This is a genomic window from Mycobacteriales bacterium (genome assembly GCA_035995165.1).
Classification (GTDB): domain Bacteria; phylum Actinomycetota; class Actinomycetes; order Mycobacteriales; family CADCTP01; genus CADCTP01.
Window position 1 is genome coordinate 22928 of the sequence record DASYKU010000134.1, and the last position, 22893, is coordinate 45820.

Annotated in this window: 22 protein-coding genes, 1 tRNA gene and 1 pseudogene; 9 read left to right on the forward strand and 15 right to left on the reverse strand. The window is 73.9% G+C overall.

Annotation, left to right across the window (positions count from 1 at the left end; translation table 11 throughout):
- Window positions 1-276: 276 nt before the first annotated feature.
- Window positions 277-648: a ferredoxin gene (locus VGP36_22685; GenBank protein ID HEV7657518.1), complete on the forward strand. Its 372-nt coding sequence runs from the start codon at window positions 277-279 to the stop codon at window positions 646-648.
- Here the strand turns inward: VGP36_22685 and kynU are convergent.
- The gene (kynU, locus tag VGP36_22690; GenBank protein ID HEV7657519.1) at window positions 645-1898 is read right to left on the reverse strand and encodes a kynureninase; all 1254 of its coding nucleotides are present in this window, start codon (window positions 1896-1898) and stop codon (window positions 645-647) included. The two genes, VGP36_22685 and kynU, sit on opposite strands and share 4 nt — an antisense overlap.
- Window positions 1899-1941: 43 nt before the next feature.
- Between kynU and VGP36_22695 the strand changes: the two genes are divergently transcribed.
- From VGP36_22695 to VGP36_22705, 3 genes are read left to right on the forward strand one after another with little or no spacing between them, the layout of a single operon-like run.
- Entirely contained in the window at window positions 1942-3372 is a 1431-nt protein-coding gene (locus VGP36_22695; GenBank protein HEV7657520.1) for an amidase, read from the forward strand.
- A gap of 43 nt (window positions 3373-3415) precedes the next feature.
- Entirely contained in the window at window positions 3416-3733 is a 318-nt protein-coding gene (locus tag VGP36_22700) for a hypothetical protein (GenBank protein ID HEV7657521.1), read from the forward strand.
- Entirely contained in the window at window positions 3720-4313 is a 594-nt protein-coding gene (locus VGP36_22705; protein HEV7657522.1) for a DUF5130 family protein, read from the forward strand. The genes VGP36_22700 and VGP36_22705 overlap by 14 nt, the downstream gene beginning before the upstream one ends.
- A gap of 195 nt (window positions 4314-4508) precedes the next feature.
- On the opposite strand, the gene pepN is transcribed toward VGP36_22705, so the two are convergent.
- Window positions 4509-7055, reverse strand: a complete 2547-nt coding sequence (gene pepN / locus VGP36_22710) for an aminopeptidase N (protein HEV7657523.1) — start codon at window positions 7053-7055, stop codon at window positions 4509-4511.
- 137 nt (window positions 7056-7192) lie between these two features.
- Here pepN and VGP36_22715 point away from each other — a divergent pair, with 137 nt between their 5' ends.
- Window positions 7193-7816, forward strand: a complete 624-nt coding sequence (locus VGP36_22715; GenBank protein ID HEV7657524.1) for a disulfide bond formation protein DsbA — start codon at window positions 7193-7195, stop codon at window positions 7814-7816.
- Here the strand turns inward: VGP36_22715 and VGP36_22720 are convergent.
- The 5 genes from VGP36_22720 to VGP36_22740 all read right to left on the reverse strand — a co-directional run bounded on the left by VGP36_22720 (window position 7813) and on the right by VGP36_22740 (window position 13542).
- Entirely contained in the window at window positions 7813-8646 is an 834-nt protein-coding gene (locus tag VGP36_22720) for a BadF/BadG/BcrA/BcrD ATPase family protein (GenBank protein ID HEV7657525.1), read from the reverse strand. The two genes, VGP36_22715 and VGP36_22720, sit on opposite strands and share 4 nt — an antisense overlap.
- Window positions 8647-8749: 103 nt before the next feature.
- On the reverse strand, window positions 8750-10153 hold the full coding sequence (locus VGP36_22725; protein HEV7657526.1) for a glycoside hydrolase family 3 N-terminal domain-containing protein: 1404 nt from the start codon (window positions 10151-10153) through the stop codon (window positions 8750-8752).
- The gene (locus tag VGP36_22730) at window positions 10150-10989 is read right to left on the reverse strand and encodes a carbohydrate ABC transporter permease (protein HEV7657527.1); all 840 of its coding nucleotides are present in this window, start codon (window positions 10987-10989) and stop codon (window positions 10150-10152) included. The genes VGP36_22725 and VGP36_22730 overlap by 4 nt, the downstream gene beginning before the upstream one ends.
- Entirely contained in the window at window positions 10986-12089 is a 1104-nt protein-coding gene (locus VGP36_22735) for a sugar ABC transporter permease (protein HEV7657528.1), read from the reverse strand. The genes VGP36_22730 and VGP36_22735 overlap by 4 nt, the downstream gene beginning before the upstream one ends.
- Before the next feature lie 154 nt (window positions 12090-12243).
- On the reverse strand, window positions 12244-13542 hold the full coding sequence (locus VGP36_22740; GenBank protein HEV7657529.1) for a sugar ABC transporter substrate-binding protein: 1299 nt from the start codon (window positions 13540-13542) through the stop codon (window positions 12244-12246).
- 122 nt (window positions 13543-13664) lie between these two features.
- Between VGP36_22740 and VGP36_22745 the strand changes: the two genes are divergently transcribed.
- On the forward strand, window positions 13665-15104 hold the full coding sequence (locus tag VGP36_22745) for an aldehyde dehydrogenase family protein (protein HEV7657530.1): 1440 nt from the start codon (window positions 13665-13667) through the stop codon (window positions 15102-15104).
- On the opposite strand, the gene VGP36_22750 is transcribed toward VGP36_22745, so the two are convergent.
- Both VGP36_22750 and VGP36_22755 read right to left on the reverse strand, forming a co-directional pair.
- Window positions 15090-15905, reverse strand: a complete 816-nt coding sequence (locus VGP36_22750; protein HEV7657531.1) for an MBL fold metallo-hydrolase — start codon at window positions 15903-15905, stop codon at window positions 15090-15092. The genes VGP36_22745 and VGP36_22750 overlap by 15 nt on opposite strands.
- Window positions 15902-16093, reverse strand: coding sequence for a 2-hydroxymuconate tautomerase (locus VGP36_22755; GenBank protein HEV7657532.1), 192 nt, complete (start codon window positions 16091-16093; stop codon window positions 15902-15904). Before VGP36_22755 ends, VGP36_22750 begins: the two co-directional genes overlap by 4 nt.
- Window positions 16094-16129: 36 nt before the next feature.
- Here VGP36_22755 and VGP36_22760 point away from each other — a divergent pair, with 36 nt between their 5' ends.
- Entirely contained in the window at window positions 16130-16615 is a 486-nt protein-coding gene (locus VGP36_22760) for a ribose-5-phosphate isomerase (protein ID HEV7657533.1), read from the forward strand.
- Between the two features lie 5 nt (window positions 16616-16620).
- On the opposite strand, the gene VGP36_22765 is transcribed toward VGP36_22760, so the two are convergent.
- Together VGP36_22765 and VGP36_22770 are read right to left on the reverse strand one after the other, a co-directional pair.
- Complete coding sequence (locus VGP36_22765) at window positions 16621-16788, reverse strand: hypothetical protein (GenBank protein HEV7657534.1); 168 nt, start codon at window positions 16786-16788, stop codon at window positions 16621-16623.
- A 639-nt stretch (window positions 16789-17427) separates the two neighbouring features.
- Complete coding sequence (locus tag VGP36_22770; GenBank protein ID HEV7657535.1) at window positions 17428-18660, reverse strand: GNAT family N-acetyltransferase; 1233 nt, start codon at window positions 18658-18660, stop codon at window positions 17428-17430.
- A gap of 128 nt (window positions 18661-18788) precedes the next feature.
- Here VGP36_22770 and VGP36_22775 point away from each other — a divergent pair, with 128 nt between their 5' ends.
- Window positions 18789-19889 carry a PP2C family protein-serine/threonine phosphatase gene (locus tag VGP36_22775; GenBank protein ID HEV7657536.1) on the forward strand — a complete coding sequence of 367 codons (1101 nt, stop codon included), beginning with the start codon at window positions 18789-18791 and terminating at the stop codon, window positions 19887-19889.
- On the opposite strand, the pseudogene VGP36_22780 reads toward VGP36_22775, so the two are convergent.
- The 3 genes and pseudogenes from VGP36_22780 to VGP36_22790 form a co-directional block, all read right to left on the reverse strand.
- Window positions 19799-20503, reverse strand: a pseudogene (locus VGP36_22780) (UbiA family prenyltransferase). The gene VGP36_22775 and the pseudogene VGP36_22780 overlap by 91 nt on opposite strands.
- Before the next feature lie 253 nt (window positions 20504-20756).
- A complete protein-coding gene (locus VGP36_22785) occupies window positions 20757-20909 on the reverse strand; it encodes a hypothetical protein (protein ID HEV7657537.1) in 153 nt (50 codons plus the stop codon).
- Between the two features lie 56 nt (window positions 20910-20965).
- Complete coding sequence (locus VGP36_22790) at window positions 20966-21670, reverse strand: hypothetical protein (GenBank protein ID HEV7657538.1); 705 nt, start codon at window positions 21668-21670, stop codon at window positions 20966-20968.
- A gap of 67 nt (window positions 21671-21737) precedes the next feature.
- On the opposite strand from VGP36_22790, the gene VGP36_22795 reads away from it, so the two are divergent.
- Window positions 21738-22502: a class I SAM-dependent methyltransferase gene (locus VGP36_22795; GenBank protein HEV7657539.1), complete on the forward strand. Its 765-nt coding sequence runs from the start codon at window positions 21738-21740 to the stop codon at window positions 22500-22502.
- A 252-nt stretch (window positions 22503-22754) separates the two neighbouring features.
- Here the strand turns inward: VGP36_22795 and VGP36_22800 are convergent.
- A tRNA-Gly gene (locus VGP36_22800) sits at window positions 22755-22825 on the reverse strand.
- Between the last annotated feature and the right edge of the window lie 68 nt (window positions 22826-22893).

Here is a 22893-nt window from a genome sequence, read left to right on the forward strand (position 1 = left end):
TATGAGCCGCCGGCACGGGCCTACGAGCCGCCGCCCGCGCCGGCCTATGAGCCGCCGTCGGCGTACCAACAGGCATACGAGACGCCCGCGGCCCCGGCGTACGAGGCGCCGTCGCGGTATCGGGAGCCGGAGGCCCGTCCCGCCTGGGAGGCGTCCGCCTACGACCGCCCCCCGCCGGGGGAGGAGGCCCGTCCCGCCTGGGAGGCGTCCGCCTACGACCGCCCCCCGCCGGGGGAGTACGTCGGCCGCCGCCGCGCCCCCGAGCCCGACCCGCCGATGGCCGACTACCTGACCCGGCCCCCGATCCCGGCCCAGCACCCGGTTCCACCACCGCCGCCGGTACGCCGCCCCACCACGCCGATCCCGAGCGCGGCCCGCTCCCGCAAGCCGCCGAAGGAGCCGGTCAAGCCGCCGCTCAACCGGGCCGGCCGGATGCGCCTGCGGGTGAACCCGATCACCTGCGACGGGCACGGGATCTGCGCCGAGCTGCTGCCGGAGCTGGTGACCCTGGACGACTGGGGCTACCCGGCGCCGATCGTGGCCGAGATCCCGGCCGAGCTCGAGAGCCACGCCCAGCGCGCGGCCCAGCAGTGCCCGACGCTCGCGATCGTCCTCGAACGCCGCCACCCCAAACAGTCCGGCGCCTAGGTCACCCGCGCCGGCGACGCCGGGTACGACAGGTGCGCGCCGGACGCGACGACGTCCCGGATGACGACGAGCGCGTCGTGCACGTCGGTGAACCGGGTCGTCAGCGGGGCCGGCCCGAGCCGCAGCCGGTCCGGCGTCCGGTAGTCCGGCACGACGCCCCGATCCAGCAGCGCCTGGCAGATCTGCCACGCCGCCGGGTGCTCCAGCGACACGTGCGACCCGCGGGCGCCGGCCGACGGGGGAGAGGCGAGCCGGAAGCCGAGCGGCGCGAGCCAGGCCGAGTGCAGCGTGATCAGGTACGACGTCATCGCCTGCCCCTTGCCCCGCAGCCGCTCGATGCCGGCCTCGACCAGCAGCCGGGCGCCCTCCTCGATCCCGACCATCGAGAGCACCGGCGGGGTGCCGACGAGGAACCGGTCGATCCCCGGCGCCGGCTCGTACTCGGGGGTCATCGCGAACTGCGACGCCGCCCCGAACCAGCCCTGGATCGGCTGCCGCAGCTGCTCCTGCAGCTCGGTCCGCACGTAGAGGTAGGCCGGCGCCCCGGGGCCGCCGTTGAGGTACTTGTACGTACAGCCCACGGCCAGGTCCGCCTCCGCCGCGGCCAGCCCGACCGGCACCGACCCGCCCGAGTGGGACAGGTCCCAGAGCACCAGCGCCCCGACCGAGTGCGCGGCGGCCGTGATCGCGGGCAGGTCCAGCAACGCCCCCGACCGGTACGCCACGTGCGAGAGCACGACGACCGCGACGGACTCGTCCAGCCCGGCCCGCACCGCGTCGACGGACAGCCCACTGTCCACAGAGGACGGAAGGTCGCGGAGCGAGACGCCGCGGGCGGCACAGAGCCCCTGCAGCACGTACCGGTCGGTGGGGAACTCGTCGGCGCAGGAGAGCACCACCGACCGGCCCGGGCGGGCGTCCAGCGCGGCGGCGGCCAGCTTGTAGAGGTTGACGGTGGTCGAGTCGGCGATGACCACCTCGCCCGGCCGGGCGCCGAGCAGCGGGACCCCGATCAGGTCGCCGATCCGGCGGGCCAGCGAGATCCAGGTCGACCAGGACCGGACCAGCCCGCCGCCCCACTCCTCGGTGACGACCCGGGCCAGCCGGTCCGCGGTCGAGGCCGGCAGCCGCCCGAGCGAGTTGCCGTCCAGGTAGAGCACCTCCGGCGCCGGCACGAACCGGTCCCCGAACCCGGCCAGCGGGTCCGCCTCGTCCAGTGCGACGGCGTACGAACGCGAGGTCTCATCCATCCGGCACATGATGACGGGCCGGAGTCCTCGATAGGGTCCGGCTATGGCCGAGTTGCACGACATGAGCGCGTTGGAGCAGGCGGCGGCGGTACGCGCCCGCCAGGTCAGTCCGGTGGAGCTGGTCGAGCACTACCTGGCCCGCATCGAGCGGCGCAACGAGGAGCTGGGCGCGTTCGTCACGGTGACCGCCGACGACGCGCTGACCCGGGCCAAGGAGGCCGAGGAGCAGGCCTCCCGCTCCGACCCGGCCACGCTGCCGCCGCTGCACGGGGTGCCGACCGCGATCAAGGACCTCAACCTGACCGCGGGCGTCCGGACCACGCTCGGCTCGACGCTCTTCGCCGACTTCGTGCCGCCGGTCGACGACCACGTCGTGACGCTGCTGCGCCGGGCCGGCACGATCAGCCTGGGCAAGACCAACACGCCCGAGTTCGGCCTGCCCTGCTACACCGAGAACGGGGTCGCGCCCCCGGCCCGGACGCCCTGGGACCCGAGCCGGTCGGCCGGCGGCTCCAGCGGCGGCGCGGCGGCCGCGGTCGCCTCCGGGATGGTGCCCTTCGCGCAGGGCAGCGACGGCGGCGGCTCGGTCCGGATCCCGTCCAGCGTCTGCGGGCTGTTCGGCATCAAGGTCTCCCGTGGCCGGGTCAGCAACGGCCCGGTCGGCGGCGACGTCACCGGCCTGGCCTGGAACGGCCCGCTGGCCCGCAACGTCCGGGACGCGGCCGCGCTGCTGGACGCGATGGCCGTGCCGATGCCGGGCGACCCGCACTGGGCGCCGCCGCTGGCCAACGGGGCCACCTTCCTGTCCTTCGCCGGCCGCGACCCGGGCAAGCTGAGGATCGGGCGGTACGCGGCGCCCGTCATCGCCGACTCCGAGATACACCCCGACTGCCTGGCCGCGTACGAGGCGGCGACGGCCGCGCTGACCGATCTCGGCCACGAGGTCGAGGAGATCGACGCGCCGTTCCCGCCCGAGTCGCTGGCGCCGTTCGCGGCGGTCTGGGGCGTGTCGGCGGCGTCCGCGCCGGTCGACCCGGCCCGCGAGGACGAGCTGCTGCCGCTGACCCGCTGGCTGCGCGGGCTCGGCGCGAAGACCACCGGGGCCGAGTTCGTCGGCGCGATGGCCCAGCTGCAGATGCTCACCCGGCAGTGGATCATGCGCACCGCCCAGTACGACGCGGTGCTCAGCCCGACGCTGGCCAGCCCGCCGGTGCCGGTCGGCTGGTTCTCCGAGACCGGGGACCCGGCCGAGGACTTCGCCCGGCAGACGCAGTTCACCCCGTTCGCCGCGACGTACAACGTGACCGGGCAGCCGGCGGTGAGCCTGCCGATGTACTGGACCGAGGGCGAGCCCACCCTCCCCATTGGGGTGATGTTGGCCGGACGGCCTGCCGATGAGGCGACCTTGGTGTCCCTGTCGGCCCAGCTCGAGGACGCCGTGCCGTGGGTCGACCGGCGGCCGCCGGGCTGGTGAACCCCGAGATGAGCGTCCTGCGGAGGTTCGCTACCTTTACCGCGTGAGCGTCTGGGAGACCGTGCTGGTGTTCGGGGTCGCGCCGATCGCGGGGCTGGCCCTGCTGGCGGCGCTGACCTTCGCGCCCGGTGCCTCGCGCAGCCCGCGCTACCGGGTCGGGAAGTCCTGGGACTTCGAGCCGGTCTGGTACGTGGCGCGGCCGGACATCGCCGCGCCGGCCGGCAGTGCCGAGGGCCGGGCCGCGCTCGCCGCGGCGGGTAGGCCGGAGCGCAAGGCCCTGCCGGGCGGGGCGAGCGGACCGGCGTCGGTCCTGGACGTGAACACTGCGACGGCGAGGGGCGGGGCCAGTGGCGAGTGGTGAGCTGCGGACCGAGCACCCGGCCGAGCCCGATGTCGATCCCGACTTCCCGTCGGACACGGTGAGCCGGCCCGGCGGGGATCACGGTCCCGCTGCCAACGCGGAACACGCGCGGGAGGTCGTCGCGGGCCGCGACACGGAGGTCACCGACTTCTCGGCGCAGGTGGTCGGGCGCAAGCCCGGGCCCTTCGCGCCGCGGCAGCTGTCCCGGCTGGACGAGGCGCTGACGCTGTCGAGCCGGGAGACCGGGCTCGATTTCTCGGTCTGGGTCGGCGCGCTGGACGAGCCGACCCGGGAGCACGCCGAGCGGCTGCACGCGGGGCTGCCCCGACCGGCCGAGGGCGTGCTGCTCGCGGTCTCGCCGGCGCAGCGGGTGCTGCACATCGTGACCGGGGAGCAGTCGTCGCGGCGGCTGCCGGACCGGTCGGCGGCGCTGGCGGCGCTCTCGATGCGGGCTTCGCTCTCGGTCGGTGACCTGGTCGGCGCGCTCGTCAACGGGCTGCGCATGCTCTCCGACCAGGCCGGGCGCCCGAACGAACGCGCCGCGGGTACACCCCTGGCGCCACCTCACCACCGCAACTAGTCGCCCACCCCTGGCGCCGCCCACTCCGGGCGGCGCCTGTGCGCGCGCCTGCGGTGGTCGATCCCTTCCGCGCCCGCGGTCGGCGCCGCCGGCCCGCCGGGACCATCGAGCCCCGGCGGAGCCGGCCTTCCGGCGGAGCCGGGCTCCCGGGGCCGGCTTTCCGGCGGGGCCGGCTTCCCGGCGGGTCGAGGAGACTCAGGTCGCGTCGCGGGCGCGGCCCTTGAGGGCGCGGACGGTGTCGTCGCGACCCTCGGCGACCAGCCGGCGCAGCGCCGGCGGCACCGCCGGATCGGCCAGGAACGCCTCGGCCGCGTCCACCACCGAGGGCGAGGCCGCGTCCGGGAACAGCCCGACCACCACGTTCTGGGCGATCTCGCTGGTCCGCCGCTCCCAGACGTCCGGGATGACCTCGAAGTAGCGGGCCAGGTACGGCTCGGTCAGCGCGTCCTGCTCCGGGTGGTGGAAGCCCCCGATGATCGCCTCGTTGATGGCGTTCGGCAGGTCGTCGTCCTCGGTCGCCAGCCGCCAGGCCTCGGCCTTCGCCGCCTCCGTCGGCCGCAGCGCCCGCGCGGTCGCGGCCCGCCGCTGCCCGGACGCGGTCGGGTCCCGGTCCAGCTCGGCCTCGATCTCGTCGTCGCCGGCCGCGCCGAGCGCCACCAATGCCGACAGCAGCGACCAGCGCAGCTCGGTGTCGACGCTCAGCCCCGGCACCGCGCCGGTGCCGTCCAGCAGCCCGCGGACGACGGCGACCTGCGCCGGCGTCCGGGCCGCGGCCGCGAACGTCCGGGCCCAGGCCAGTTGCAGGTCGGAGCCGGGCTCGGCCCCGCGCAGCTCCTGTTCGGACAGGTCCGCCAGCTGGGCCCAGCCGGTCGGCGCCCAGTCCGGCGCCGCGTAGTTCATCAGCGCGGAGCGGATCTTGCCCTGGATCGACTGGACCACGCCGATCTCGGACTCGCCCGTCACCCCGGCCAGCGCGAGCGCGACGTAGTCGCGGGCCCGCATCTCGCCGTCGCGGGTCATGTCCCAGGCCGCGCCCCAGCACAGCGTCCGCGGCAGCGGGTCGTCGATGTCGGCGACCCGGGCCACGACGGTGGCCAGCGAGCGCTCGTCCAGCCGCACCTTCCCGTACGTCAGGTCGTCGTCGTTGACCAGCAGCAGGTCCGGCTGCAGCACTCCGGCCAGTTCCGGCACCTCGGTCCGGGCGCCGGTGACGTCCAGCTCGATGCGCTCGGTGCGCACCAGCTTGGCCCCGTCGACCCGGTAGAGCCCGACCGCCAGCCGGTGGTCGCGCAGCGGCCCCGCGCCCGGTTCGGCCGGCCCCTGCTCGACCGTGACCGAGGTGTAGCGCCCGTCCTCGTCGACCTCGAACGACGCGCGCAGCGTGTTCACCCCGGGCGTCTCCAGCCACTGCGCCGACCAGCGGGACAGGTCCCGGCCGGACTCCTCCTCCAGCGCGGCGAGCAGGTCGGCCAGTGTGGTGTTGCCGTACTCGTGGCGGCGGAAGTAGACCTGCAACGCCCGCAGGAACTGCTCCACCCCGACGTAGGCGGCCAGCTGCTTGAGGACGCTGGCCCCCTTCGCGTACGTGATCCCGTCGAAGTTGACCTCGACGGCCTCGATGTCCGGGATGTCGGCGGCGATCGGGTGCGTCGAGGACAGCTGGTCCTGCCGGTACGCCCAGGTCTTCTCGATGTTCGCGAACGTCGTCCAGGCCGACGTGTGCCGGGTCGCCGAGGCCTGGCAGAGCACTGAGACGAAGCTGGCGAAGGACTCGTTCAGCCAGAGGTCGTCCCACCAGCGCATGGTCACGAGGTCGCCGAACCACATGTGCGCCATCTCGTGCAGGATCGTCTCGGCCCGGCGCTCGTAGCTGTAGTCGGTGACCTTCGAGCGGAAGACGTAGTCGTCCAGGAACGTCACGCAGGCGACGTTCTCCATCGCGCCGGCGTTGAACTCCGGCACGAAGAGCTGGTCGTACTTGTCGAACGGGTACCGGTACTCGAACGCGCGGTGATACCAGTCGAAGCCCTGCTTGGTCACCAGCAGGATGTCCTCGGCGTCGAGGTGCTCGGCCAGCGAGGCCCGGCAGTAGACGCCGAGGTCGATGCCGTCGTGGGTGTCGGTGACCTTGTGGTACGGCCCGGCCACCAGCGCGGTGACGTACGGGGAGATCGGCGGGGTGGTGGCGAAGACGACCTGCTGCGCGCCGCCGGTGGTCTCGCTGACGTCGAGCGGGCGGCCGTTGGAGACGACCTCCCAGTGCGCCGGGGCGGTCACCGTGAGCGCGAACGTGCCCTTGAGGTCGGGCTGGTCGAAGCAGGTGTACATCCGCTTCGCGTCCGCGGTCTCGAACTGCGAGTAGAGGTAGACCTCGCCGTCGACCGGGTCGACGAACCGGTGCAGCCCCTCGCCGGTGTTCGTGTAGAGGCAGTCCGCGTCGACCACGAGCACGTTGTCCGCGGCCAGGTCGGGCAGCGCGATCCCGGTCTCGGGCTCGTACCCGGAGGTGTCCAGGGCGACGCCGTTGAGCGTCGCCTCCCGGAATCCGGCCGCGATCAGGTCGACGGACGTCGAGTCCCCGGGCCGGGACGCGGTGAACCGGATCGTCGTCCGGGACGCGAAGGTCCGCTCGCCGGGCTTGCCGCCGCCGTCGGTCAGGTCCAGCTCGACCTCGTACGAGGTGACCGTGAGCAGGTCGGCACGGGCGCGCGCGTCGGCGCGGGTCAGGTTCGGGACACCCATGCCAGGAGTCTCGCACGGCGACCTCACAGCATCCGGCGGGAATGAGCCGGGACGCAGTGGTGCTGCGGCTCTCGGAGAACCGTCTTCCGGTGCTGCCAACCGGCGAGACGACCAAGAAACCTTCTGCAGGAGGACCTGTGACCGAGCGGACGAGGGTCGATTTCTGGTTCGACCCGATCTGCCCCTGGGCGTGGCTGACATCGCGGTGGATCCTCGAGGTGGAGAAGCTCCGCCCGCTCGACCTGAGCTTCCACGTGATGTCCCTGTCCGTGCTCAACTCCGACAAGGACGACATCCCCGAGAGCTACCGGGAGATGCTCAGCAAGGGCTGGGGTCCGGTGCGGGTGGCCATCGCGGCCGAGCAGAAGTTCGGCACCGAGGTGTTGCGCCCGCTCTACACCGCGCTCGGCAACCGCATCCACCAGGAGAAGGCCGGCTACGGCCGGGACACCCTGGTCGCCGCGCTGGAGGAGGCCGGGCTGCCGGTCGAGCTGGCCGACGCCGCCGACTCCACCGACTACGACGAGGCACTCAAGGCCTCCCACCACGCCGGCATGGACCCGGTCGGCACCGAGGTCGGCACGCCCGTCCTGCACGTCGAGGGCGTCGCGTTCTTCGGCCCGGTGATCTCCCGGGTCCCGACCGGCGAGGACGCCGCGACGATGTTCGACGGCGCCCGGGCGCTGGCCGCCAACCCGTACTTCTACGAGCTCAAGCGGACCCGCACCGAGGGCCCGCAGTTCGACACCGTCCCGGCCTAGGCAGCGGGCGGCCGGTCCAGGAGGCGGAGCGCGCCGAGCTCTGGAGGTTCGGCGGGCTCCGCCGCGCCCGTCGCCGTCCGGAACGCGGTCGCGACCGGCGCGCAGCGGAAGATCCCGCCGACACCGGCCAGCGGCAGCGCGCCGAGCCTGTCCTGTACGGCCCGGGCCAGGTCGACCAGGTGCCCGGCCGCCTCGGCCAGGATCCGGTCGGCCTCGGCGTCCCCGGCTGCGCGGGCGACCACGGGGACGAGCCGGGCCAGCAGCTCGCGGTCGGTCGGGTGCCGGTGCACCTGCTGCTCGGCACCGGCCAGTGAGTCGAACGCGCGCTGCACGGCCGCGGTGAGCACCGTCGGCGGGCCGGTGCCGTCGGCGGCGCGCATCGCCGCCCGGACCGCCTCCCGGCCGATCCAGTAGCCACCGCCCTCGTCGCCGAGCAGGTAGCCGTGCCCGCCGACGCGGACGGTGCGGCCGGCCTCGTCCTGGCCGGCCGCGCCCGACCCGGTGCCGGCGATGACCACGATCCCGGGCCCGCCCCGGAACGCGCCGGCCAGCGCGGCGTCGGTGTCGTCGCCGACCGCGACCCGGGCCCCGGTCCGGTCGGTCAGCTCGGCCGCGATCTTCCGGGCGTGCGCGCCGGAGCGGACGCCGGCCAGCCCGAACCCGGCCGCCTCGGCGCCGACCCCCGTGACGGCGGCGGCCAGCCGGTCCAGCGCGTCGTCGTGCAGCAGCACGTTGATCGGCCCCAGGTCACGCCGCTCGACCACGGTCCCGTCCCGGACGACGACGGCCCTGCTCCCGGTGCCACCCGCGTCCACCCCGACCGCGATCACGCCCGCCCTCCGGGGGAGCGGTGTGCGCCCGCGCGGCTACCACCGCGAGTGGTGATTACCACCGCGAGTGGTGGCGCCCCGGCCGCACCACCGCGCCGGCCGCTCACAGTTCGGTCCCGAGCAGGAGCTCGGCCGCGGCGCGGGCGGCGGCCGCGGAGGCGCCGCCGGTGGCGATCCAGCCCCGCGCGGGCGGCACCGGGCCGGGCAGGCCCATCTCGACCACGATCGCCCCGGGCTGCGCGGCCAGCAGCCCGTCGACGGCCCGCCCGACCCAGCCGACCCGGGTCGCGTCCCGGGCCACCACGACCAGCGGCCGGTCGGCCGGCACCGCCGGCAGCGGGTCGCCCGGCCCGACCCGCAGCTCGGTCGCGTCCGGCAGCAGCCCGGTCAGTCCCCAGGCGGTGTAGCCGACCGCGATCGTCGGCGCCGGGTCCAGCTGCACCACCACCGGCGCCCCACCCGCCAGCCGTACGTCCCCGGCGACCCGAACCGCCAGCCGGGCCGCCACCAGGCCCACGTCCTCCAGCCCCGCCGGCCACGCCCCCCGGGCGGCGAGGGAGCCGACACGGGCGGCCGCCTCGGCGAGGCGGTCCTCCGGCAACCGTCCACTGTGGACCGCGGCGACCAGCGCGTCCCGGGCCGCGTCCGCGATCGGCGCACCCGCCTCGTCGCCGCCGAGGCAGAGCGCGTCCACCCCGGCCAGCACGGCCAGCACGGCGCCCTCGCCGATGCCGACCCCGCCGGAGATCGCGCCCATCTCCAGCGCGTCGGAGATGACCACCCCGCCGAACCCGAGGTCCTTGCGCAGCAGCCCGGCGATCAGCGCCGGGTTCAGCGTCGCCGGCAGGTCCCCGTACCCGGGGACGAGCAGGTGCCCGGTCATCACGGTCGCGACCCCGGCGCCGACCGCGGCCCGGAACGGCTCCAGCGCGCCGTCGAGGTCCGGCCCGGTCGTGGGCAGCCCGACGTGCGAGTCGACGGTCGTGTCGCCGTGCCCGGGGAAGTGCTTGGCGCAGGCCGCCACCCCGGCCGCCTGGATGCCGTCCACCGCCGCCACCACGTGCCGGGCGACCAGCTCCGGCGTGGCCCCGAACGACCGCACCCCGATCACCGGGTTGTCCGGCGCGCTGTTCACGTCCGCGACCGGACCCAGGGTCCAGTCGATCCCGGCCGCCGCGACCCGGGCCGCCAGCGCGTACGACACCGCGCGGGTCAGGGACACGTCGTCGGCCACGCCGAGCCCGTACGGGCCGGGTACGGGGGAGCCTGTGGCCGCGAACAGCCGGGTGACGTCCCCGCCCTCCTCGTCGGTCGCGACCAGCACGTCGTCCCGCTCGGCCCGCAGGGCCGCGGTCAGCGCCGCGACCTGGTCGGCGGAGGCGCAGTTGCGGCCGAACAGGATCACCCCGCCCAGGCCCGTACCGACCCGGCGGCGGACCCAGTCCGGCGGCGAGGTGCCGGTGAAGCCGGGGAACAGGACCGCGTCGGCCAGCGCCGCGACGCTCATCCCTTGACCGCGCCCGCGGCCGCCCCCGTCGCGATCCGGCCCTGCAGCACGACCGCGAACACGACCACCGGGATCGCCACCAGCGTCGAACCCGCCATCAGGCCGCCCCAGTCGGTGCCCTGCGCGGTCTTGAACGTGCCCAGCCAGACCGGCAGCGTCTGGTTGCCCTGCTCCATCAGCGTCAGGGCCAGGATGAACTCGTTCCAGGCCTGCATGAACGCGAACACCGACGTGGCCACCAGCCCCGGCCCCATCAGCGGGAAGGTGATCCGCCAGAACGCGCCCCAACGGGAGGCGCCGTCGATCATCGCGGCCTCCTCCAGCTCCACCGGCAGCGCCTGGACGAACCCGCGCAGCGTCCACACCGTGAACGGCAGCACGGTCGCCATGTACGTCGCGATCAGCACCGGCACGATGTTGAGCAGGTCGGCGTCGCGCAGGGTCAGGTACATCGGGATGACCAGTGCCTCCAGCGGCACCATCTGCACGATGAGGATCACCAGCAGGTACGCCTTCCGGCCGCGGAACCGGAACCGCGCGACCGCGGTCGCCGCCAGCAGCGCCACCAGCACCGCGAGCACGGTGACCGAGCTCGACACGACCAGGCTGTTGCGCAGGAAGGTCCAGAACCCGGCCGCGTGGAAGGCGGTCCGGAAGTTCTCCAGCGTGACCGTGTGCGGGTACAGCGTGATGTTGAACGTCCGGATGTCGCCGGCCGGCTTGAACGCCGTCGCCACCATCCAGTAGACGGGGAACACGAACAGCACGAACACGATCACCCCGGTGACGTTCGCCGCGACCGTGCCGCGCCGCGGCCGCACCGCCCGAGAGCTCACAGCTCCTCCTCGCCCACGCGGATCATCGACCGGACGTACCAGAGGGTCAGCAGCAGGGTGAGCACCACCATCACCACCGCGGCCGCCGAGGCCACTCCGAACTGACTCACCGCGAAGCCCTTCTGGTACGTGTAGAGGTTGATGAGCAGCGTCTTGCGATCCGGTCCGCCCTGAGTCAGCACGTACAGCTGGGTGAAGACCTTGAGGTCCCAGATCACCGACAGCGACGTCAGGATCAGGAAGACCGGCTTGAGCATCGGCGCGGTCACCGACCAGAACGAGCGCCAGGCTCCGGCGCCGTCGATCCGGGCCGCCTCGCCGACCTCGTCCGGGATCGTGGTGAGCCCGGCGTACAGGGTCAGCGCGACGAACGGGATGGCCTGCCAGACCACGCACAGGATGATCACGGTGAACGCGGACAGCTGGCCGTCGAACCAGGCGTGCTGACTCCAGTCCAGCGGGGTGGCCTTGGTGATCATCCAGTCGACCACGCCGTACTGCTGGTCGAACAGCCACTTGAACACCGTCGCCGCGCTGACCGGGGGAGTGGCCCAGGCCAGCAGCAGGCCGGCCGAGACGAGCAGCCGCATCCCCTTGCCGACCCGGCGCATGAGCAGCGCGACCAGGGTGCCGAGCGCGATCGTGAGCGCCACGCAGGCCGCGGCGAACAGGATCGTGCGGATCGTGACGGCCCAGAACTCGGGGTCGGTGAGGATCGTGCCGTAGTTCGACAGTCCGGTGTAGACGGTCTGCCGGCGGATCAACTGGCGCAGGTCCAGCGTCTGGAACGAGGTCTTCACCAGCACGTACAGCGGGTAGCCGAGCAGGCCGGCCAGCAGCACGATGCTCGGCAGCACCAGGCCGTACGGCAGGGCGCCGGTGGCCCGGCGACGCGGGGTGCGGTGCAGCGGCGCCTCGTCCGGGAGGGCCGCGGTCGCCGGGACCGGGGGCACCGGACCCGCCCCGCCCGCACCGGTCGCCGCGACCGTGGCCGCGAGGTCGGCGGCGGCCCGGTCCGGACCGTCGCCGAGCGTCTCCACCGCCGTCCCGGAACCGGCCTGGTCCGGGACGGGATCGGCGGTGCGGGGTTCGGGATCCACGAATCCTCCTCGTCCGGGGGCTCGCCGTGATGCTGCCCGGCGACGAGCTCCTGGGTCCACGCGCGGGCCCCGGACCGGGATGTCCCGGTCCGGGGCCGCGTCCGGGTGGAGTACCGGCCGCCCGGCCCCGGCGGAGGGTCGGGCGGCCGGCAGGCTACGAGTTCAGCGTCTTGTTGATCGCGTCCGACGCGTCCTTCGTCGCGTCGGCCACGCTCTTCTTGCCGCTGAAGATCGAGACCAGCATGTCCTGCAGGACCGTGCCGCTCTCGACGTCGCCCCACTTCGGGCTGTTCGGAGTGGACCGGCTGTTCTTCGCCGCCGCGTCGAAGACCGAGAGCACCGGGTCGTTGGCGTGCAGGCTGAGCAGCGAGCTCGAGTTCGGGATCACGCCGCCGGTGGTGGCGAGGTCCGTCTGCGCCTTCGTGGTGGCCAGGATCTTGATCCAGTCGTACGCCAGGCCCTGGGCGTCGCTGCCCGCGGCGATCCCGAGGTTGGAGCCGCCCAGGAAGACCGGCGCGGTCTGGCCCGCGTTCTTGCTCGGCAGCGGGAACACGCCGATCTGGCCCTTGAGCGCCGGGTGCGCCTTCTCGATCGTGGCGACCTTCCAGCCCGCGTCGATCGTCGTGGCGGCCTTGCCCTCACCGAGCGGGACGGCCGGGTCGTTGTCGTTCTCGTTGCCGTTGACCGGCGCCTTCGAGTACTTGGTGACGATGTCCTTCAGCGCGGACAGGCCGGCCTGCGACTGCGGGCTGTCCAGCGCCGCCTTCCACTGGCCGTTGTCCTGGACCGCGACCTCGCCGCCCTCGTCCCAGATGAACGGCAGCGACGCGTACCAGTACTGGCCCGGGAAGTAGAGCGCGGAGAACTGCTTGTCCGTGCCGAACTTGGCCTGCACCTTGCCGAGGTCCGCGACGAACGTCGCGCGGTCGGTCGGCAGCGAGGTGATGCCGGCCTTGGCCCACAGGTCCTTGCGGTAGAGCACCGCGCGGTCACCGGCGTAGTACGGGATCGCGTAGAGCTTGCCGTCCAGGGTGCCGGCGTCGGTGAGGCCCTGCAGCCAGGTGCTGCCGCCGAGGTCGGCCTTCTTGTCCGACAGGTCCTGCAGACCGCCGGCGTCGGCGAACTTCGAGACCAGCGTGCTGCCGATCTCCAGCACGTCCGGCGGGTTGTTGCCGGCGAGCGCGGTCGTGGTCTTGGTCTGGATCTCGGACCACTGCTGGATCTGGACGTTGACCTTGGTGCCGGGGTGGGCCTGGTTGAACTGGGCATTGACCGCCTTGACGACCGAGTCCGGCGCGGAGCCGTTCATCAGCCAGACGGTGATGTCCTTCGCCTGCGCGTTGCCGCCGACCGACGCCGAGTCGGACGTGTCGCCGCCGTTGCTGCCGCACGCCGCGGCGAACAGTGCCACCGCCACGCCGGCCACGGCCGCCGTGCGCAATTTCCGATGCATCGCGGGATCCTCCTGGTGCGACTTGCTGCGGCCCGGGGACTGGTCCGTACTGGTCCAGACCAGTGGTGGGAAGATGGCACAAACGGCCGAACGGTGTCAAGGGCGGCCCGTACGGTGGGTTCATGACCTCGACCGACTCGCGGACGCTGCCCGACCACCTCGACGCCCTGTACGTCGGCGGAGCCTGGGTGCCGCCGACCGGGACCGAGACGCTGAGCGTGGTCAACCCGACGACCGAGGAGCAGCTGGCGACCGTGCCGGCCGGCACCGTCGCCGACGTCGACCGGGCCGTCCGCGCCGCCCGGGCCGCGTTCCCGGGCTGGGCCGCGACCCCGGTGGCCGAGCGGGCCGCGATGCTGTCCGCGCTCGCCGACGGCCTCACCGCGCGGGTGCCGGAGCTGGCCCAGCTCATCGCGCGCGAGGTCGGCTCGCCGCTGAAGTTCGCGACCTCGACCCAGGCCGGGCTGCCGACCGTGGTCATGCGCTCCTACGCCACGCTGGCGACCGAGTTCGCGTTCGAGGAGGAGATCGGCAACTCGCTGGTGCTGCGGGAGCCGATCGGCGTGGTCGGCGCGATCACGCCCTGGAACTACCCGTTGCACCAGGTCGTGGCCAAGGTCGCCGCCGCGCTCGCGGCCGGCTGCACGGTCGTGCTCAAGCCGACCGAGGTCGCCCCGCTGTCCGCGTACGTGCTGGCCGACGTCGCCGCGTCGGTGGGGCTCCCGGCCGGCGTGCTCAACATCGTGCCCGGCACCGGACCGGTCGTGGGCGAGGCGCTGGCCGCGCACCCGGACGTCGACATGGTCTCCTTCACCGGCTCGGTCCGGGCCGGCAAGCGGGTCCAGGAGGTCGCCGCGGGCACGGTCAAGAAGGTCGCGCTGGAGCTCGGCGGCAAGTCCGCGAACGTGATCCTGGACGACGCCGACCTCGCCAAGGCCGTCAAGGTCGGCCTGGCCAACTGTTTCCTCAACGGCGGCCAGACCTGCACGGCCTGGACCCGGATGCTGGTCCCCGAGTCGATGCACTCCGAGGCGGTCGAGCTGGCCGTGGACGGGACCGCGAAATACACGGTCGGTGACCCGCTGGCCGAGGGCACCCGGATCGGGCCGATGGTCTCCGCGGCCCAGCGCGACCGGGTCCGCGGCTACATCGAGAAGGGCGTCGCCGAGGGCGCGACGCTCGCCGCCGGCGGCCCGTCCGCGCCGCTCGACCGGGGCTTCTTCGTCCGGCCGACGGTCTTCGCCGCGGTCCGGCCGGAGGCCACGATCGCGCAGGAGGAGATCTTCGGGCCGGTGCTCTCGGTCATCCCGTACCGGTCGGAGGAGGAGGCGGTCGCGATCGCCAACGGCACGCCGTACGGGCTGGCCGGCGCGGTCTTCGCCGGTTCCCGGGACCGGGCGGTCGCGTTCGCGCGGAAGATGCGGACCGGGCAGGTCGTCGTCAACGGCGGCGCGTTCAACCCGGTCGCGCCCTTCGGCGGCTACAAGCAGTCCGGCACCGGGCGCGAGCTCGGCCGGTACGGCCTGGAGGAGTTCCTCGAGGTCAAGTCACTGCAGCTGTAGGTACGCCTTCTCCACGGCGTGCGTGGCGAACTCGCCGAAGTACGGCAGCTCCTTGGCGACCTCGTCGGCCGGGCGGCCGTTGCCGTACCCGTCCCGGGCCCGGGCCGCGAGGTCGGCCAGCTCGGCCCGCTGCGCCCGGACGTACTCGCGGTCGACGACGGCGCCGTGGCCGGGCACGACCGGGCCGTCGACCAGCTCGAGCAGCCCGTCCAGGGTGCCCGGCCAGTCCAGCGGGAAGCCGTCGCCGAACTGCGGCGGCGCGCCCTCCTCGACCAGGTCGCCGGCGATGAGCAGGTGCGCGTCCGGGACGGTGAGGACCAGGTCGCTGTCGGTGTGGCCGCGGCCGAGGTGGCGCAGCTGCACCGGCCGGCCGCCGACGCTCAGCGTGGCGACGTCGTCGACCAGCTCGTCCGGCGGGTCGATCCGGGTCGCCTCGATGTCGGCCGCCATCTCGTCCATCCCGGCATCGCGGTAGAGACCGAGGATCCGCTGCCGCATCTGCTCCCCGCTGCTCACCATCTCTTCGGCACAGCGCCGGTGGCCCCAGATCGTCGCCGGCCGGAACACGGCGTTGCCGAAGGTGTGGTCGAAGTGGAAGTGGGTGTTGACGACCGTCCACGGATGCGGCGTGACCGTGCGGACCGCCTCGGCCAGCTCGCGGCCCTGGGCCTCGCTGGCCCGGGTGTCGACGACCAGGCAGGCGCCCTCGCCGACGATCAGGCTGACGTTGAGGTCCATGCTCTGGTGCCGCCGGACGTACACCCGGTCGGCGACCTCCACCCAGGCGTCTTCCTCCGTCATCCGCGCTTCTCCGCGATCGTCACGTCCCCGGCGGCCCAGTGTGTCGGCTGGACCTCGCGCAGGATGACGCGCACGTTCTCCTGCGGGGCGCCGACGGAGTCGACCACCGCGGCGGTGAGTTTCGAGATGAGCGTGCGCAGCTGCTCGGGCGTACGGCCCTCGACCAGCGTGACCTCGACCAGTGGCATGGGTGCCATCTTGCCCGGCCGGGGAGACTGTCGGTCATGCGCGTCTACCTGGGGTCCGACCACGCCGGCTTCGAGCTCAAGGCGTACCTGATGGAGCACCTCGCCAAGAACGGGCACGAGCCCGTCGATTGCGGGGCCGGCTCGTACGACGCCGAGGACGACTACCCGCCGTTCTGCTTCGAGACCGGGCGGCGGGTGCTGGCCGACCCGGGCAGCCTCGGCGTCGTGATCGGCGGCTCCGGCAACGGCGAGCAGATCGCGGCCAACAAGGTGCCGGGGATCCGGGCCGCGCTGGCCTGGTCGGAGGAGACGGCCAAGCTCGGGCGGGAGCACAACGACGCCCAGGTCGTCGCGATCGGCGCCCGGATGCACACCCAGGACCAGGCCGCGACGCTGGTCGACACGTTCCTGGCGACGCCGTTCAGCCAGGGGGAGCGGCACCGGCGGCGGATCCGCCTGGTCGCCGAGTTCGAGGTCTCCACCGGCCGCCCACCCCGCCAGACCGCCCTCGGCCTCGACTGAGCTCCCTAGCGCGCTCCGGGCAGCGTGTCGGGCGGGACGTAGTGGCGGCGGACGATCACCACGTCCCGCTCGGCCGCGGCCAGGTCCTCGGCCGTGGGCCGGGCGGCGTCGCGGGCCCGCATCGCGCTGACGACGCCGACCTGCGACGGTCCGGCGCCGACGATCCCGCGCAAGCCCCGCTCCGCATCCGTACGCCGCGCCCGACTCTTCCGCCGTACCTCCCCGCCGGGCCGCGCAGCGCTCTCCCCGCCCGACCGCGCCCCTGCGCTCTCCTCGCCCGACCGCGCCCCGGCCGGGTCCGCCGGATCGACCGCCGAGCGCGGGTCGCTGCCGGGGTCGGCACCCGGCCGGCCCGCGCCCCCCGCGCCCGTCGGGTTCCCGAACCCAGCCGCAGCGTCAACCGCGGCGCTCGACGCGGCCAGCTCAGGCGCGGTGCCCGGCGCAGCCGGATCGGGCGGGGCGCCAGACGCGACGCTCGGCGCAGCCGGGTCAGCCGCGGAGCCGGACTGGGTGCTCGCCGCGGAGCCGGGCGGAGTGCTCGGCGCAGCCGGCGCCGGCGAGGAGCCAGGCGCGGTGCCCGGCGTAGCCGGATCAGCTGCGGCGTCGGGCGGAGTGCTCGGCGCAGCCGGATCAGCTGCGGCGTCGGGCGGAGTGCTCGGCGTAGCCGAATCAGGCGCCGGTCCGGCCGGGTCCGGTGCTCCGGGAGACTGCACGGGCGTACCGGCCCGGCGCCGTTCCCGGCGCCGGTGCCGCGGCGGGATCGGCTCGCTCACGGACCCACGATCCCGCGCCCCGATCACGAGCACAACCGGCTAGAAGACCTCCGGGCACCACGGCGCCCGCGCCCCCGCGAACGCCGCGCTCGTCGCCGCCAGCGCGCCCGGGGTCAGCTCGGAGACCAGCCCGGCCGCGCCGAGCCCGGCCAGCGTCGGCCCGCCCAGATATGCCCCGCCGAGCCCGGTCGAGGACAACGCCAGATCGGCCGGGTCGGACGTCGGCTCGCAGGTCGCCCCGCTCGCGTCCCCGGACAGCCGCCAGCGCCCCGCGTTCCACGGGCAGAACTCGTCCCGGACGTCGAGCACCACGTCCACCGCCGCCGAGTACGTCCGCGTCGCCAGCGCCCGGCCCACGTCGGCCAGCCGGATCCAGAGCGAGTCGTACACCCACGCCTCCAGCGCCCGGCTGTCGGCCATCATGTGCTGCAGCGGGTCGTCCAGCGGCGCCCGCCGCCGGATCACGTTCGGCACCAGGTCGATCCCGGACAGGAACGTCCACAGCGCCGCGTACGCCTCCGGGGTCGCCGCGAACACGTCGTCGACCCGCAGCTCGCTCTCGTTGCGCCGCGGTGTCCCGTCCTGCTTGGTCCGGTACGTCGCGTAGCCGGTGACGGTCCCGTCCTGCTCGGTGTGCAGCGCGTGCCGCCGGGCGCTGGCGCCGGCGCGGATGTGCGCGGGGTCGGCGATCATCCGGTCGGCCCAGGCCCCGGGCCGGGACAGGAAGCCTGGTGTGACCTCCCGCAACGCCTCGTACACGGCAGCCTCGGCCGGCTTGGCCTGCTCGGCGGGGACCAGCGTGACCCGCCCGGTCCCGGTGGGCACGTCCGGGCGCAGCCGCAGCCGGTGCTTCTCCCCGGTCCAGGCCAGCTGGCGGGCGGCGATGCCGTATCCGAAGCGGCCGTAGATGGTCGCCTCGGAGGCCCACAGCGCGGCGACCGGCTCGCGCTGCTCCTCGTGCAGCTCGGTCAGCTCCCGGCGCATCATCGCGGTCAGCAGCCCGCGGCGCCGGTGCGTCGGCTGCACGGCCACCACGGTCACCGCGGCCACCGGCCGCGGCCCGCCGGGCACGGTCATGTCCCGGGTGTAGATCCCGGCGGTCGCGACGACCTGCCCGGCCTCGAACGTGGCCAGGCTGCGCTCGGGCTCGAAGACGGTGCCGAACGACTCGCGGTCGCGGTCGTCCGGGTCCTCGCCGAAGACCTCGGACAGGGTCCGGTAGAAGGCAGGCAGCTCCGTACGGTCGATGGGGCGCAGCTCGAGGTCGGTCATGCCGTCTTTCCTACTCCCGGGCTCTGACATGACGCGATCGGTTTGCCGGTCCGCCCGGCTCACCTCGGCATCGATTCGGCGCTGTCCGTACTCGCCGGTCACCTCTGCTCGCTACTGTGCGCGCGGTCATGGTGTGGAATCTGTGGGGACGGTTCGCCGGCGGCGTGCAGCGGCTGCGCTGGCTGCTCGGCGATCCCGGCGTGACCGCGGCGCTGATCGCGCTGGCCGGCCTGCTCGCGCTGGCCTCCCTGGTGTTCCCGACCCAGCTGCGCCCGGCCTCGACGCTGGCGATTCCGGTGCTGCTGGGCGGGCTCGCGCTGCCGCTGCGGGGGCTGCGGCTGCTCGTCGGCGCCGCGGTCGCGATGATCGTGCTGGTGACCGCGGTCCGCGGCTGGACGCTGCCGATCGGCGGCGTGCTGATCTTCCTCACCGTCACCGCGGTCTCCTACGAGCAGGCCCGTCGCCGCGACCGTCTCGGCGTCCGCCGGGGCCGCCCGGACCGGATCCTGCTCGACCTGCGGGAGCGGTTGCGGGTCCAGGGTGAGGTGCCGCCGCTGCCGGGCGGGTGGGGGATCGAGGTCGAGCTGCGCCCCGCGTACGACTCCGGGCTGGCCGGCGACTTCGTCTCCTCCCGGGTGCACGTCGTGGCGGCCGCGGACGGGCCGCACACGATCCTCGACCTGGTCCTGGTCGACGTCTCCGGCAAGGGCGTCGACGCCGGCACCCGGGCGCTGCTGCTGTCCGGCGCGCTCGGCGGCCTGCTCGGCGCGGTGCCGCCGGAGGAGTTCCTCACCGAGGCCAACCGCTACCTGCTGCAGCAGCGCTGGCGCGAGGGCTTCGCGACCGCGATCTACCTGCGGGTCGACCTGACCACCGGCGCGTACCGGGTGGAGAACGCCGGGCACCCACCGGCCGCGCACCTCCACGCCGGCAGCGGGACCTGGCGGCTGCTGCTGCGCCGGGGCCCGCTGCTCGGCGTCGTCCCGGACGTGGGGCACCCGCCCGACACCGGCATGCTGCGCCGCGGTGACGCCGTCCTGCTCTACTCCGACGGCGTGGTCGAGGACCGGCACCGCGACATCGAGGTCGGCGTGGACCGCCTGCTCGGCACCGCGGAGCGGCTGGTGCCCCGGGGCGACTACCGCGGCGGCGCCGCGTTCCTGGTCCGCGAGGTGCCGACGAGCACCGGGGACGACCGGGCGATGGTCATGCTCTGGCGCGAGTTCTGACGCACCATTGCTGTGGCCTGGACGGCGAATACCACGGTCAGCGCCGCCACGAGCAGGTCGTGCCGCCCGGTCAGCGCCACCAGCAGGACGACGAGCAGCCCGCGCCCGACGATCGCGATCGCGGAGATCAGCCGCTCGTCCCGGCGGTGACCGCCGTCGGTGGCCAGCATCCGCAGCAGCACCAGCACGCCGGCCGCGCCGAGCCCGGTCGGGATCGCGATCTCCGGCTGCGCGACGGCCAGCAGGATCGCGCCGGCGACCCAGCAGCAGGCCGAGAACGCGCAGGTCGCCCGGCGGCCGTGCCGGACCAGGAAGGTCCGCTTGCCGAACAGCGCGTCGCCGCGGACGTCCCGGAAGTCCTTGAGCAGGATCCGCCCCACGAACCCGACGTACAGCCCGGTCATCAGCATCAGGTCCGGTCGTATCCCCGCCCCGAACGCCCCGAGCAGGTACGGCGCCGCGACGTAGCAGGCCGGCAGCACCAGCGAGGCCACCGCGCCCTGTCCGGACAGCTTCCTGGAGTACGCCACGGAGACGACGAGGCCGCCCGCCGCGACCGGCCCGCAGCGCCAGCCCAGCGGGACCGCGGCGGCCGCGGTGACCACCGCGCCGACCCCGGCAGCACCCGCAGGTCGAACCGCTGCCCGGTGCCCGTGACCAGCGGCCGGGACGCGGCACCGGGCAGGTTGACCCGGTCGATCGCCTCGTCGGCCAGGTCGTTCACGGCCACGGAGAACAGCAGGAACGCGGCGACCACGAGCGACACCCGCGGGTCGACGGCGCCGCCCGCCCCGATCGCCGCGTACAGCCCGAGCAGGATGACGACTGCCGGCCGGGCCATCACCACGAGCAGCCGCGCCCGGGCGATCACTTGTTGCTCCCGTACGAGTTGAACGCGATGACGCCCCAGATGAACACGCCGACGACGGCGATCCCGGCGAGCACGGTGATGACGGTGAACGTGAGGCCGACGGCATGCCAGAACGGCCGCCAGTCGGTGCGGCGAGGAGGTGCGCTCATGCGAGCGACGCTGCCAGCCGCTCCCTGGTCGGCGGATCGGCAGAACTACTCAGGTCTCAGGTTCTGTCGAGGACGAACGTGGAGACTCCGGCGACGTTGTCGACCTCGTACCGGTCCGGTGCCGTGGCGGTGCTCAGCACCGTCCCGCCCGCGAGCCCGGTCCGCCGGACCCCGTCCACGTCCGTACTGGCCGCCCCGCCCGTCACCCGGACCCCGGTCGCCACGCCCGCCGGAACGTGCACGGTGAACTCGGTCGCCCCGCCCACCATGGTCACCGGCACCGTACGGTCCGGCGTCGGCAGCGACAGATCGATCCGCGTCACCCCGGCGACGAAATCGACCCCGCTCAGCCGCGCCCCGCGCAGGTCGAGCCGCTGGTCCACGGACCCACCGGACATCCGCACCTGCCACCGCACCCGCGGATCGAGCAGCAGCGTGACCGCCGACGGCCCGGGCTCCCCGGTCTGCACGAGGCTCACGCTGACGATCCCGTCCGCGACGTCCAGCACCGGCGCGACCCCGGCGTGGTCCGGCGTCGTCGCCCGCAGCCGCTCCGTGCCCAGGTCCGCGGTCCGGACGGTCACGGTCCTCGCCCCACTGACCAGGTCGACGGTCCCGGCGTCCGCGCCCAGCGCCGTCCCGGCGACATGTGGCGACGAGGTCGGTGTCAGCAGCCCGAATCCCACCGGCGGCCCGTCGCCGCTGTCACACGCCGCGGCCACCAAGGCGACGGCGACCACCGCACCCCAGCGTGCTCGCACGGAAACGATCTACCCCGGCCGAACTCCACCCATGCTGCACTGGTCGTCCCGATTAGTGTGCGACGGAATGACCGAGTTCACGGACCCGCGCCTCGTCGATCTCTACGAGACCCTGAACGCGTACGACCCCGGCACCCAGCCGGCGTTCTACTCCGAGCTTGCTTCCTCTCTCGCCGCCCGCACGATCGTCGACATCGGCTGCGGCACCGGCCTCATCACCCGCGACCTGGCCCGCCAGGGATACGAGGTGACCGGCCTCGACCCGTCCGCACTCATGCTCGCGGCGGCCCGCACCCGCCCGTACGGCGACCAGGTCCACTGGATCTGCGGCCCGGTCACGGCTCTGCCCGCCCTGGGCGCGGACCTGGCCATCATGTCCGGCCACATCCCCCAGTTCTTCCGCACCGACGAGTCCTGGTCCGCCGCCCTCACCGCGATCGCCGCCGCCCTGCGCCCCGCCGGCTGGCTGGCCTTCGAAACCCGCAACCCCGAGGCCCGAGCCTGGGAAACCTGGTCCACCCGCCGAACCGCCACCCACGGCGTCACGTTCTGGACCGAAACAACCGCCGTCCGCGGCCTGACCGTCGACTACACCCTGCACTACCTCTTCGACTCCGGCGAAGAGGTAGTCGCCCCCGGCACCCTCCGCTGGCGCACCCTCGAGGAACTGACCGACTCCCTCACCACCGCCGGCTTCACCGTCCGCCGTCTCCAAGGCAACTGGACGGGCGCGCCCACCACTCCCGAACTGATCCTCACCACACAGCTCGACAAGGCGGGCCCGCCCGGTGTAGCGAGCACCGAACGGGCCCTTGATCCCGAACCTGTGTGACAGGGACGGGACCCACGGCGAACGGTAGTGGCCGGCCCGGGACGTCGGGACACGGGGCGGCAGCGGCTCGACCCGCGCCGCGATGATCTCCGTCATGCAGCGCGCCAAGGGCGGTCCCAGGTCCACAAGCCGACGTTGACGTCACGTGAGCGGAGAGTCGGGCAGTCGCTCGTGGCACGCGCCCACAAGAGACGAAGTGTGACGAACACGCAGGTGAGAGCGACAGGCCGCTGACCTGGGGTGGAGCGGGGGAGCGGGTGACCGGGATCGAACCGGCATGGCCAGCTTGGAAGGCTGGGGCTCTGCCATTGAGCTACACCCGCGTGTGCCGGGACCAGCGTAGCGGTAGGTCGGGGGGTACCCGTCTACACTCGCGGACGGCGCCGGGGTG